Here is an 11,812-nt window from a genome sequence, read left to right on the forward strand (position 1 = left end):
ACTCGTTGTCGCTGCTTCGGGCCGGAGCAGCGCGCTGAAACCACACCGCACGGCGGGGGCTCGCAGTGCGGCCCCCGCGGTGTGGTTTCAGCGCAGCTGGGGTACGCGATAGCGATTCTGCAGCAGATCTGCTACCCGCTGAATGTCGCGCGGGGTGTTCTGGATGTCGTTCCACTTGCGGACGACACCGTCGAGGAAGGTCCACTCACCCTCGGTCCAGTGACAGTCCTCGACCACAGTCTTGAGGTCTGCGGCGAACTCCTCGGTGCTGACGAGCTCGTGGCCGTTGTCCCGGACGTGACTGATCGCGTCCATCAGGTAGCCCATGCTGATGATGCCAGCGCCGTGCATCAGGCGGGACTTTCGGGACGGTAGCTTCCATGCATCGGGGAAGACTTGCTCCACCGCGGCCCAGAAATTGCACAGCAGCGAGAGCATCTCACCGGTGCGGGGTAGGCCATCGTCGTTGCGGTAGCGGTACAGCGCACCGTCGGAGAGGCTGTTCTCCAGCATCCGCAGCATGGAGTTGTCTTTGATGTACCCGCCGGGGTTGGTGGGTGTCTGGATCATGCGGTAAAGCGGGGAACGCACCTGGTCGAAGTTGAGCCGCTCAAGCAGGGTGGCTGGCAGTTGCCGAACCCGCAGCGAGGTGGGCAGGGCGCCGGATGCGCCCGGCAGCAGCTCGTGGATCAGGCCCTTGGGTAGCGCCTTCGTTGAGTTGACCAAAATGAACTGGGAACGCTGGTCGGCGGTCTCGCTAGTGATGAACGCGTTGACGCTGACCGGAAATCGGTCCACCCGGGCGTCCCGGATCGCCGCACAGCGCTGCTGTCCGTCCACGATGAAGCCGGGCCGTTCGTGGTCGGGGCCGTCGGTCAGCGGGATAACCAGCGTGCCGGCCTGGACATAGGTCGGCACGCCGGCGCTGTCGCCGGCGGCCGGCTCGAAACGGACCCGCTCGTCAAACGCGATCACGATGGCGTTGGGTAGCAGAGGGCTCTCGTCGGTCTCGATGTACCGGCGGATCGCCGCCACATGGCTGAGCACTTCGGGCCGCTGGTAGCCGTGCAGATCAGTGTTCGCGTCACGACGGATTCGGGAGACCGTGGCGATCTGCGGCACCAGCTTGCCGTCGACGGCGAAGGTGAAAAGGCTACGCCCGCGTCCCTGGTCGATCTTCAGCGTGGGAAGCCGGAGTTCGGTCACCGTACCGGTGGTGTCACGCTCGGAGGTCTCGGTCACGCGGGGTCCTTCCTTGCTTGTCGTGCGCGGAGTTGCTGTTCGAAGACGTAAAGGTTATGGAACCCACGTCGCTTGTTGCGTTCCGATCCACGGAAGATCGCGATCTCGATGCCGTGCTGCTTGCAGAGGTCGCAGGAGCAGTCTCGCCAGGGACGGTCGGTGAGTGTCTCACGGTATTGGCTGCTGCGGTCGGACTTGCCGTCCCAAAGGTCGCTGTACTCTCGCAGCGCCTCCACGACAGATTCCACGTCCGTATCGTCTTTGTCGAAGCGGCGGAGTTGGTCCAGCGCCTTGCGTTCCAGGTCGATCGCCTTGCCCTGGCTGATTTCACCGGACCTGATGCGTGCCTTCAGCTTGGCGTTGCCGTCCACCTGCGGCACCCGCAGGGCGACATAGGTACGCCACGGCGTGTAGAAGTTGTCCCGGTCATCCTTGAACGCCTGCCGGAACGGCGAGGTGCTGTCGAAGCTGGTAACGCCACCCTCGGCAAACTTCGGCACATCGTCGCATCGGCTCACGCCGAGCAGATGGACCTCCGTACCGTCCTTGAGTACCGGCTTCACGACATCCAGGCACGCCAGGATGTCCCGTGACTTGAGCGGCACCATCCCGCCGAGCGCGACGTGTTGGTAACCGAGGTCCTGCAGCTTCTCCACCGCTGCGGCGTACGACTCCGGACTCCAGCCTTGTGCCACTCCGTACGCGGTGAACTTGACTCCGCGCGCATCAGAGCGGTCACGAAACTTTTCCGCGAGTTCGAGCGTGATCCGCTGGCGATCCACCCAGCCTTGTTTCTTGGCCGCTTCGCTGCTAGCGGCTGGGTCGTACTGGAAGATGACGTGGTCAACGGAGATCCCGTAGTCAAACCCGCACCCGTGATAGAAGTCGATCACCTCGTCCACCGTGTACGGCGGCTCCACCTCGGAAACGTAGGAGAACGCCCCACAGTCCCCCATGATCTTGAGGGGGGTGTGGCCGTGGTCGAGCCGGAAGAATCGACGTGCGCCCTCCCGATAGAGGCGGTGCCTCTGGGCAACGGTGTACTTGCCGGCGCTACTGCCGACCCGGCCATCGACGATGGCCTTGGAGACGAGCAGGCCATCAAAGGGGGCACCGGTCAGTACCTCGTGAGCATAGAGATCGTCGCGCTGTCGAACGCGGAACGGATCATGCTCCTCGGTGAGGAAGTTAAAGCTGGGATTGACTTGGTCTTGACTGTCAGGAAAGAAGAACCTCATGCCAATTCCACCCGAGAATTCCGGTGGATTCTAATCAGGTAACTGGACAACTCTTGAATATGCCGGTGCATGTTTTCTATCTCGTTCCAGTGCATGTTGAGTTCATCCCACTTACCCTCAGTCCAATGGCAATACGGTGCGATAAGCGCAAGGTGTTGACGAATAGTCTCGGGAGCTTTAGGACTACGCGGATCGACTACCCCGAGAATGCGGTCCATGAGCCGACCCATCGCACGAATTCCGGCACCGTGCATCAGCCTGCTCTTACTCGGCGGCTTACCCCAGGCGTCCGGAAAAGTGTCCCGGACGGCCGACCAGTAGGTGAAGAGAGCCTGCAGAATGCCGTCGAAGTCGGTCTCGTTTCGGCTGACATCTCGGTAGGGAAATAGGCAACCGGACGGCGAGACCAGACTCTCGTTCAGCATATTGACGACCACGGTGTCGGCTATGACTGCGTGGGGCGCTTGATCCCGTGCCGTTGAAGCCCGTTTGATCAACCCGTGCATCGGCGAACTAGGATCCGTGTTGAGCACGTCACACAGTGCCGCGGGCGCTTTTCGAATCGCCAGCCGTGGCGGAAGTGGACTGTCGACCTCGGGAAGCAGTTCGGTGACCAGCCCGCGGGGCAGTGGGCGGGTGTTGTTGACCCGCAGGAACTGATCGCGCTGTAAGCTGACGCTGTCGGCCACGAAGGCGGTCACCGGAACCGGAAAGTCGCTGCGGTCGGTACGCGATAGAGCTAGAGCGCGCTGCTGACCGTCCACGATCCAAGCGGGCTTGGGCTTTCCCTCCGCTGACAACGGGATCGTCAGTCTGCCGGAGGTGGAAAGTCCGTCGCTGGCCCCTGGGCCCCGGCTCGACTCGAAACGGCTTCGTGACGACAACGCGAGAATTATGGGGTTGGGAAACAGAGAGCCTTCGGTGTTGAGGTATTCGATGATCTCGGCAACGTGCCGGCGTACTTCCGGCCGCTGATACCCAATAAGGTTGCCGGCCTCGTCCCGGCTCACACGGGATATCTCGGCGATCTGCAGAACCTCGTCAGCCCGCAACGCGAACATGAACATCGGATATTTACCGGTCTGCTCGATCCGGAGCGCGCGTCGGACCAGTTTCTTGGCCGAGGGATCCGCGGTCACACTGCCTCCGCTCGGATCTCGGCGAACAGCGCATGGAAACGAGCCTGTTCGCAGGATTGCCCTGAGGAACGCAGCCGACGGAGTAATTGAGTGGCTGTCCCAACCCCGTCACCGTCACCAAGGGCTTGACGAATGTAGTTACGCACCTCGTGGTCGTTCAACTTCTTCCCCGCCGGCCGCCGACCAGGATCCGGCGGAGCCGACTCAGTGCTCTCCTGGGCAAGTTTGCGCAGAGCGCTGAATCCCAGGTTGCTGCCCGCTAAGGTCAGCAGGTGCGTGGCAGCGCGGACGTTGAGCGCTTGCATGCTGCCGCCGACCACAGGGCGTAGCGTGGCGGTGACCGGCACGACGAACTTATCAAGTTCCGCGCACCGATTGGGCGGGCCCAGAATTGCGAACTGCTCCGGATCAGCCAAGCAGGTGGCCGCTTCCCGGAGATCGTCGGCACATGCCCGCATGTATGACTCGGACAGCACTGCGATGATGGTGGCCCGCGGATCCTGCCTGGCCAGATCAGCGAACGACCGTGGCGCATACTCGGCTGGCCATTGCCATCGGGTCAACTGTCGCCACCATTCCCGCATCGCGAACAGCGACGAGCCTGCGGAGTCACGCTCACCAGGCGCGAAAGTAGCCGCATACGGAGCGAGGTCGGCGTCCATCGGCACCAAGCCGTATCCCGCGGAGCAGACCCAGAGACTGGCGGTGTCGTTCACAGTCTGCTGGAGGGTTCGAACGGCCTGCCAGTGCTCTCCGGCGTAAAGGTCGAACGCAGGAATGCCCAATGTGGTGGTAGTGGCGAGGCGTTCCGCCCACACCGGGAAGCGTTCTGCCGGCGGGTACTCCCGCAGATCTCCGAGCCGGAGGCCTTCCGGTATCACTACTTTCTTTCGGTTGGCGCAGGTGACAATAAGGTGGATCGGTGAGGCGGCCGGCGCCACTTCGGACATCACACGTCCCTGTGGTCGGTGGTCGCCGTCCACCCCAACTGCGCGTAGGCGGCGTGGTTGTGAATGCTCTCCTCGTTGATGACGCGCACGCGGAAGCGGGTGACACGTACGTCGCTCCGCAGTACGACTGCAACATGGCGTGCCATGTCCTCGACAAAGACCGGGTTGTCGTATCCCGCCATCGTGACGTGCCGTTCGTCGGGTCGTTTTAGAAGTGCGTACACCGGCGACGAGCCGGACGCCTCCGCGACATCGATGAGTTCGTCGAACCAGATCTGCGCACCGGGCTCGGGCTCGACCTCGATGGTGACGTAGCCCCGCTGGTTGTGTGCTCCCCGGTCGCTAATCGCCTTGCTGCAGGGACAGACGCTGGTCACCGGGACCCGAACCTTCAGCAGGAACGATGTGCCCTTATCACTCGCGCCGACCGAGAGGGTGCACTGATACTCGGAGAACGATCGGGCCCCGGTCACCGGCGCCTGACGCTCGACGAAGTAGGCGAACGACATCTGGACCCGGGCGCTGCTTGAGCCGAGCCGGTTCCGGACATCCTCGGCCAGGCTCAGCGCACTTGCCTGATCGAGTTGATCCCGCCAGGCGTGCAGCACCTCGACGAAACGGCTCAGATGCGCGCCTTTGACTTCCGCCCCGACACTGACTGACATATCGACCGTGGCGACCGTCTCCCTTTTAACCCCCTGCCCGTCGGCGATCAGCATCGGGTACCGCAGCCCTTCGATGCCGACCTCGTCCAGGGCTACACCCCGCTCGTCAGGTAGCCCCTGCACGTCCGGCAACATCACTGCTCTCCCCGGTAGACGCAGCCGGAGGTGCACGTCTCGCGAACCATCACGGCGGACAGCGGCAACTGGCCGATGAGCCGGTCCCAGATCCAGCGGGCGAGCACCTCGCTGGTCGGGTTTTCCAGCCCCGGCACCTCGTTGAGGTAATAGTGGTCAAGTTGGGCGTGCAACGGCTTGAACGCCTTTTTGACGTCACCGAAGTCCATCAGCCAGCCGGCTTGCGGGTCAACCTCGCCCGTGACGTGTAACTGAACCCTGTAGGAATGGCCGTGCAACCGGGCACATTTGTGGCCTTCCGGCACGTTAGGCAGCCGGTGTGCGGCTTCGAAGGTAAATTCCCGGAAAATTTCCATCAGGCGATTCCTATGTACTTGTGCGTTTGCAGGCTCAAACGCCATTGCGGATGCTTCATGCAGTAACGGACGGCCGCCTCGGTGTTCGCCACCCGGTCAGGCCCGTCCATCGGTTGAAGCATGAAATGCTCGAATTCCAGGCTCTCGAACAGTTCAGGCTCGGCACCCACCTGCGGAAAGACCAGCTTCAGGTCATGCCCGCGAGTCAGCACAAGCGGTGCCCCGGCTTTCGGGCTGACGCAGATCCAGTCGAGACCGGCCGGCGCCGGTTGCGTTCCGTTGGTCTCCACCGCCACCTCGAACCCGACGTTATGGAGAGCACGCACGGCATCATCGTCGAGTTGCAGCAGCGGCTCGCCACCGGTGCAGACGACATAGGGCTTACTCCGCTCGTGCGGCTCGCCCTCCCAAGCCCGTGCCACCGCGGCGGCCAGATCCGCCGCGGTGCGGAAACGTCCCCCACCGGGACCATCCGTGCCGACGAAGTCGGTGTCACAGAACTGGCAGATAGCCCGACGCCGGTCCTTCTCCCTACCGGTCCACAGGTTGCAACTCGTGAACCGGCAAAACACAGCCGGTCGTCCGGCGTGAGTACCCTCACCCTGCAGGGTGTAGAAGATCTCCTTGACCCGGTACACCACTGATCACTCTGCAGCGGGCGCCAGGGCCGGGTCTGTGAGACCAAGCTCGGCGAACCCGCGGCCCCGAAGCAGGCACGAGTCACACGTCCCGCACGCCCGCCCATCGACCGGGTCGTAGCAGCTGTGCGTCAGGGAATAGTCGACGCCCAACTCGAGCCCGCGGCGGATCGTCTCTGCCTTGGTCAGTGTGATGAGCGGTGTGTGGATCCGGAGCCGCTGGCGGCCTTCCACACCCGCCTTCGTGGCGAGGTTCGCCATCGTCTCGTAAGCGGCGATGAACTCCGGCCGGCAGTCCGGGTATCCGCTGTAGTCGAGCGCGTTCACACCGATGAACACGTCGGAAGCGTCGAGAGTTTCCGCCCAGGCAAGAGCGAAGGACAGGAAGATGGTGTTACGCGCCGGCACGTAGGTGACCGGGATGTCCTGACCTAGGTCATCGGCGCTGCCATAGTGCGGCACCTCGATCCTGTCATCGGTCAGGGCGGAACCGCCGAAGGCCCGCAGGTCGATATCGGCGATGACGTGGTTACGGACACCGAACTGCTTCGCGACCGCAGCAGCGGCGTCCAACTCGACGGTATGACGCTGGCCGTACCGGAAACTCAGCGCATAGGCCTCGTACCCCTCGTGCTGGGCCATCGCGAGCACAGTCGCGGAGTCAAGGCCACCACTGAGCAGGACCACCGCCTTCCGCTTCGCATCAGACATGCGCTTCATCCGCCTTCCATACAGAAACTACGCCACCCGGCTCTACAGCAAAGTCGTAGTTTCTCTGTTCTGAGTCACGCAACCCTACCGAACTTAGGCGCGCAAGAGAATTAGGGATGGAACACGACGCGCTGGAACACTCGTACGGCATCAAGTCGCTACGCTGCGCGACGTCGCCATGATCGGCATCAACCCTCTCCAGCTGAGTAGACCTCTACGTGATTGAACTGACGAGTCAGCAAGCAGCTAAGGGTCCGCAGTTTCACCCCAGCAGCTTCGCCCAGAGCCCTTAGATACTGCACTGCCGCTACCCGTCGAACCAGCTAGTAACTGAGGCCCGATAGCGGCCAGATCGTCCGGGCCAGGCGCACCGATACCCGCGATCCCCTGCCGGAGCCGACAGTTGGCCCTCCAGCGACGATGAGCCTGAACGCTCGCCGGTCTTTTAGACCGCATCTCATTGGGGTTGTTGCTGGTCAACAGGTTCAGTTTGGCGGCGCCATGTTCTTGAACTTGGCACCGTATTGGACAGCCTCGTCGTCCGGCATCGTCAGCGCCTTGTCCAGCGCGTCACAGACCGCGGCGAGTTCGGCCTCTGTCGCACGCTGGACAGTGGACGCTGGAGGGAGTGGCGACTGCGGTGGCGACGTCGAGGCGCCGGGGCCGGGTTCGGTTGGTGAGTCGCAGGCCGCCAGCAGAAGCGCGACGGCGACGCCGGTCATTACTCGTCTCATCATCGGGTCGCCTCCGTGGCGTAGTCCGGCCCACTCGTGTCGTTGTCGCCAGGGGTCGTGTCGTTGACATATGAGGGCGCACCCGGAATGTGCACCTGCTGCGGCCTGCGCCGACCTGGCCACCCTCGTCCTGTACCGCCGCTCCCCCGAACTGCGCCTGCAAGCGGTCGCCCGCGCTGCCCGCGATGACTTCCCCGCCTGGCTCTCGCACGTGCAACCCGCCGCCGCGTGCACGCGGCCGGTCCGGCTGGCCGGAACCCTCACCACCATCGAAGCCGCGACCGGCCGGATCCTCGACCTGCGCCACACCGCAGACATGCCGGACGGGACCATCTACAAGCCCTGCGGCAACCGCCGCGCCAGCGTCTGCCCCGCCTGCTCCAAGCGCTACCAGAACGACGCCTACCAGCTGGTCCGCGCCGGACTCGTCGGCGGCAAAGGCGTACCGGCCGAAGTAGCGCGCCACCCGGCGGTGTTCCCGACCTTCACCGCGCCATCGTTCGGTGAGGTCCACACCCGGCGGGTCAAGAAGCACACCTGCGCCCGCCGCACCGAGTGCGACTGCCGGGCCGAGCCGTGCCACGCCCGCCGCGACCTGACCGTCTGCCCGCACGGGGCACGGCTGGCCTGCTTCGCCCGCCACGACCTCGCCGACCCCCGGCTCGGCACGCCGCTGTGCCTGGACTGCTACGACCATGCCGGGCAGGTCGTCTGGAACCTGTACGCGGGCGAACTGTGGCGGCGCACGACCATCACGATCCGCCGCTACATCGAGCAGCTGTGCCGGGAACGCGGCGTGGCGAAAGTCTCGATGACCTACGAGCGCAACGGCACGATCCGCACCCGCTGGGTGCTGCCGGTGCGGCTGTCGTTCGGCAAAGCAGCCGAGATGCAACGGCGCGGCGTCGCGCACTTCCACGCCATCATCCGCCTCGACGGCTTCGACCCCGACCGGCCCGACTCCACCGTCGCGCCACCGGCGGCCCTCGACGCCGACGACCTCGTCGCGGCCGTCGACCATGCCGCCACCACGGTCGTCTTCGCCACCGTCCCGCACCCGCACGAGCCGGGCGGCTGGCGCATCGGCTGGGGCGACCAGGTCCTGACGAAGGTCATCACGGTTGCCGCGCTGGGAGAGGTCACCGACGCTCAGGTCGCCGCGTACCTCGCCAAGTACGCCACCAAGTCGACCGAGGTCACCGGACACACCTCCGGCCGGATCACCACCGACACCATCGACCTGTACGCCGACCAGCGCGGCACCCATGTCGAACGCCTCGTCGACGCCTGCTGGCGACTCGCTCACGCCCGCTGGACCTGCAAACGCTGCGGCCAGCACAGCGACCGCTGGGTCTGCCCGACCTGCGCCGCGCGCGGCCGGGAGGCACTGTGGCCGGTACCGGAGAGCAGCCCGTTCCGGCGGCTCGGACGGTGGGCGCACATGCTCGGCTTCGGCGGCCACTTCCTCACCAAATCCCGCCACTACTCGATCACGTTCGCCCTGCTGCGCAACCGGCGCGTCGTTTTCCAACGTGCCCGGATTGCCGGGCCGGAACACGTCGACGTGGGCGAGACGCCGACCACGCTGGTCGTCAATTTCCTCCAGTTCGTGGGCGCCGGATGGCAGACACCCGCCGACGCGATGCTCGCCAACACCTCCGCCGCGATGGCCCGAGAACACCAGAACGCCGCCAGGCACTACCTGACCAGCCTGGCCGCGTGAACGGCCATCGACCGTCAAGGCCACCTTGACACTGGACCGGAGAGGAGAGGCGAACCCATGGCTGGGGGAGCAACGGAGCGCCTGACGTTCTACCGTGCCGCTGACGTGGCGGAGCGGTTGGGCTGCTCCCACTGGTGGGTGAAGGAACAGGCACGGAACCGCCGGATCCCGTACTGCTGGATAGGCGGCAGCTGCCGCTTCACCGAGGAACACGTCGCCGAGATCGCCCGGTTGACCGAGGTTCAGCCAGCAGAGACGCCCGTGGTGGGCCGCACCAGGCGGACGGCCGTCCCAGCCAGACCGGAGAGCACCAGCCGCCTGGTTGCCCGGGTTCCTCGCCGGGCGCGGGCGGCGGGTCCGGCGAAGCGGCCTAGAGACAGCGAGGGGGAAGGAGAGACATGGGATTCGCAGAGAACCGCGGAAGCTACTGGCGCGGCCGTTACAAGGCCGGGCCCGGCAGCTACCTGACGGTGGTCGATGAAACCGGCGCGACGGTCAAGTTCCGGAGCAGACGCGACGCCGAACAGGCCGCGAACGACGCGGAGGCTCGCGTCCGCAACGGTGGCCGGCCACCCCGGGCGGCGGGGCGGACGCTGTTCGCCGACTACGTCAACGAATGGTTCGACCGGCTCGACCTGGCCGTCTCCACTCTGCAGAACTACCGCCGCGCGATCGAGGACCACATCCTGCCAGCGTTCCAGGAGTACGCGGTGGCGGCCATCACCAGCGCCGACGTGGCCCGCTGGCAGAAACACGAGCGGTCGCTCGGCTACGCGGAGTCCAGCGTGCGGCTGTGGCGCAGGATCCTGCACCTGATCCTGGCCGATGCCATGGATGAGGGGTTGCGGGAGTCGAACCCGGCCGCCCAGCGGCGGGGCCGGGGGAAGCGCGCGGGCAGATCGCCGAGCCGTGGGCCGGAGAAGACGGTCACGACGGCTCTCGGCATCGTGCTGCTGGCGGAGCGGTTGGCGCTGCTGTCCGGGCGAGACGACGAGTTCGTGGCGGCGGTGACGCTCGGTTTCACCGGGCTGCGCTGGGGTGAGCTCGTCGGGCTGGAGACGGGGTTCCTGCGGCCGGGCGTGGTCCAGGTCGAGTGGCAGCTTTACGAGTTGGACAACGGCGTGCTGCACCGCTGCCCGCCCAAGGACGACTCCTACCGGACGGTGCACGTGCCGACCTGGCTGAGCGACTTGCAGGCGGACCTCATCTCTCGAACTGCGCCGCAGCCCTGTGCCTGCCACGGGTTGCGGTACGCGTTCGGCGGCTACGGCACCGCCAACGGAGCGGCGCGACGGACCGGTCCGAAGCTGGTCGACGTGGCGCGGGCTGCCGGGGTGTCGACCGGGACGGTGTCGAACGTGCTGAACCGTCCGGAGACCGTCGCGGAGGTGACCCGCAACGCCGTGACGGACGTGATCGCCCGGCTGGGCTTCGTACGCAGTGCCCCGACAGGTGCGGCAGCGGCGCACTACCGGCGGAACGGGTTTGCGACCTGGCTGTTCCAACCTGCGGCGACAGGCCGGTACCCGGCCAAAGCTCCGAAGGTCGCCCGCCCGGTGCCGGTCGTGGGCGAACCGTGGCCGGGTGTTCCGGTCCGGGGCCGAGCAGCGTCCACCCGGGCGGATGCCTGCTGGCTCCCGCTCGCGTCAGGCCTGACACCGCACGGACTGCGGCACTCCTACAAGACAATCATGATCCTGATGGGCACCCCGTCGCCGCTGATGGACGCCCAGATGGGGCACTCCGACAGCTCCGTGCAGGCGCTCTACGCGCACGTCACACCCGAGATGATCGGACGGCTGACGACCGGGCTCACACAGCTGTGGGAGGACGCTCTCGACGCCCGGCGACTGCTCTCCCCCGGCTCGCCGGTCGCGGTACTCGATCGGCTACTCCGGGAGAAGATCGTCTCCCAGAATTCTCCCAAAGGGACCCCGGAAACAATTCAGGACCGGATCGCGTTACCGCGACACCGGCCCTGACCTGCTGTTTTGATTGGTCGGGCTGACAGGATTTGAACCTGCGACCCCTTGACCCCCAGCATTTGGGAGCCCCAGCGACGTGCTAACAAACGTTTTACCAGGTCACTAAAAAGTATACTCGGCCGAGTAAAGGGGTCCAAGGCGGGCGCCCTTCCATGTCCACCATCATGGTATCTGACCTGGACATATACAAACCCACCTCTCCTGGAGTGACTGTCTCAGCGCTTCGCAGCAGGCTCTGCGGACGGCCCGGGTCCGCTCACGACCAATCGGGGAGGTGAGCCGTCGGGTGGCGCTAG

General features: G+C 65.2%; 11 protein-coding genes. 2 read left to right on the plus strand and 9 right to left on the minus strand.

The features are described from left to right. Nucleotides 1–87: 87 nt before the first annotated feature. The 9 genes from dbpB (Apa02nite_RS03310) to Apa02nite_RS03350 form a co-directional block, all read right to left on the minus strand. Nucleotides 88–1,242, minus strand: coding sequence for a DGQHR domain-containing protein DpdB (gene dbpB / locus Apa02nite_RS03310; RefSeq protein WP_203823782.1), 1,155 nt, complete (start codon nucleotides 1,240–1,242; stop codon nucleotides 88–90). Next, nucleotides 1,239–2,480, minus strand: coding sequence for a tRNA-guanine transglycosylase DpdA (gene dpdA, locus Apa02nite_RS03315; RefSeq protein ID WP_203823783.1), 1,242 nt, complete (start codon nucleotides 2,478–2,480; stop codon nucleotides 1,239–1,241). The genes dbpB (Apa02nite_RS03310) and dpdA overlap by 4 nt, the downstream gene beginning before the upstream one ends. Continuing rightward, complete coding sequence (gene dbpB / locus Apa02nite_RS03320) at nucleotides 2,477–3,619, minus strand: DGQHR domain-containing protein DpdB (protein ID WP_239164091.1); 1,143 nt, start codon at nucleotides 3,617–3,619, stop codon at nucleotides 2,477–2,479. Before dbpB (Apa02nite_RS03320) ends, dpdA begins: the two co-directional genes overlap by 4 nt. Continuing rightward, a complete protein-coding gene (locus Apa02nite_RS03325; protein WP_239164092.1) occupies nucleotides 3,616–4,569 on the minus strand; it encodes a hypothetical protein in 954 nt (317 codons plus the stop codon). The genes dbpB (Apa02nite_RS03320) and Apa02nite_RS03325 overlap by 4 nt, the downstream gene beginning before the upstream one ends. After that, nucleotides 4,569–5,369 carry a GTP cyclohydrolase FolE2 gene (gene folE2, locus Apa02nite_RS03330; protein ID WP_203823784.1) on the minus strand — a complete coding sequence of 267 codons (801 nt, stop codon included), beginning with the start codon at nucleotides 5,367–5,369 and terminating at the stop codon, nucleotides 4,569–4,571. The genes Apa02nite_RS03325 and folE2 overlap by 1 nt, the downstream gene beginning before the upstream one ends. Then, nucleotides 5,369–5,725 carry a 6-carboxytetrahydropterin synthase QueD gene (gene queD / locus Apa02nite_RS03335; protein ID WP_203823785.1) on the minus strand — a complete coding sequence of 119 codons (357 nt, stop codon included), beginning with the start codon at nucleotides 5,723–5,725 and terminating at the stop codon, nucleotides 5,369–5,371. Before queD ends, folE2 begins: the two co-directional genes overlap by 1 nt. Next, nucleotides 5,725–6,363: a 7-carboxy-7-deazaguanine synthase gene (queE, locus tag Apa02nite_RS03340; protein ID WP_239164093.1), complete on the minus strand. Its 639-nt coding sequence runs from the start codon at nucleotides 6,361–6,363 to the stop codon at nucleotides 5,725–5,727. Before queE ends, queD begins: the two co-directional genes overlap by 1 nt. Nucleotides 6,364–6,369: 6 nt before the next feature. Beyond that, complete coding sequence (gene queC, locus Apa02nite_RS03345; RefSeq protein WP_239164094.1) at nucleotides 6,370–7,083, minus strand: 7-cyano-7-deazaguanine synthase QueC; 714 nt, start codon at nucleotides 7,081–7,083, stop codon at nucleotides 6,370–6,372. 476 nt (nucleotides 7,084–7,559) lie between these two features. Next, on the minus strand, nucleotides 7,560–7,796 hold the full coding sequence (locus Apa02nite_RS03350; protein WP_203823787.1) for a hypothetical protein: 237 nt from the start codon (nucleotides 7,794–7,796) through the stop codon (nucleotides 7,560–7,562). Between the two features lie 82 nt (nucleotides 7,797–7,878). On the opposite strand from Apa02nite_RS03350, the gene Apa02nite_RS03355 reads away from it, so the two are divergent. Both Apa02nite_RS03355 and Apa02nite_RS03360 read left to right on the plus strand, forming a co-directional pair. Then, the gene (locus tag Apa02nite_RS03355) at nucleotides 7,879–9,531 is read left to right on the plus strand and encodes a replication initiator (RefSeq protein WP_203823788.1); all 1,653 of its coding nucleotides are present in this window, start codon (nucleotides 7,879–7,881) and stop codon (nucleotides 9,529–9,531) included. 398 nt (nucleotides 9,532–9,929) lie between these two features. After that, nucleotides 9,930–11,513, plus strand: coding sequence for a tyrosine-type recombinase/integrase (locus Apa02nite_RS03360; protein ID WP_203823789.1), 1,584 nt, complete (start codon nucleotides 9,930–9,932; stop codon nucleotides 11,511–11,513). Nucleotides 11,514–11,812: the final 299 nt, after the last annotated feature.

The organism is Actinoplanes palleronii (assembly GCF_016862315.1).
Taxonomy (GTDB): domain Bacteria; phylum Actinomycetota; class Actinomycetes; order Mycobacteriales; family Micromonosporaceae; genus Actinoplanes; species Actinoplanes palleronii.

Coding starts and splice junctions, on each gene's coding strand:
- dpdA (WP_203823783.1), bottom strand. CDS start 2,480: ATGAGGTTCTTCTTTCCTGACAGTCAAGACCAAGTCAATCCCAGCTTT.
- Apa02nite_RS03325 (WP_239164092.1), bottom strand. CDS start 4,569: ATGTCCGAAGTGGCGCCGGCCGCCTCACCGATCCACCTTATTGTCACC.
- folE2 (WP_203823784.1), bottom strand. CDS start 5,369: ATGTTGCCGGACGTGCAGGGGCTACCTGACGAGCGGGGTGTAGCCCTG.
- queD (WP_203823785.1), bottom strand. CDS start 5,725: ATGGAAATTTTCCGGGAATTTACCTTCGAAGCCGCACACCGGCTGCCT.
- queC (WP_239164094.1), bottom strand. CDS start 7,083: ATGAAGCGCATGTCTGATGCGAAGCGGAAGGCGGTGGTCCTGCTCAGT.
- Apa02nite_RS03350 (WP_203823787.1), bottom strand. CDS start 7,796: ATGACCGGCGTCGCCGTCGCGCTTCTGCTGGCGGCCTGCGACTCACCA.
- Apa02nite_RS03355 (WP_203823788.1), top strand. CDS start 7,879: ATGAGGGCGCACCCGGAATGTGCACCTGCTGCGGCCTGCGCCGACCTG.
- Apa02nite_RS03360 (WP_203823789.1), top strand. CDS start 9,930: ATGGGATTCGCAGAGAACCGCGGAAGCTACTGGCGCGGCCGTTACAAG.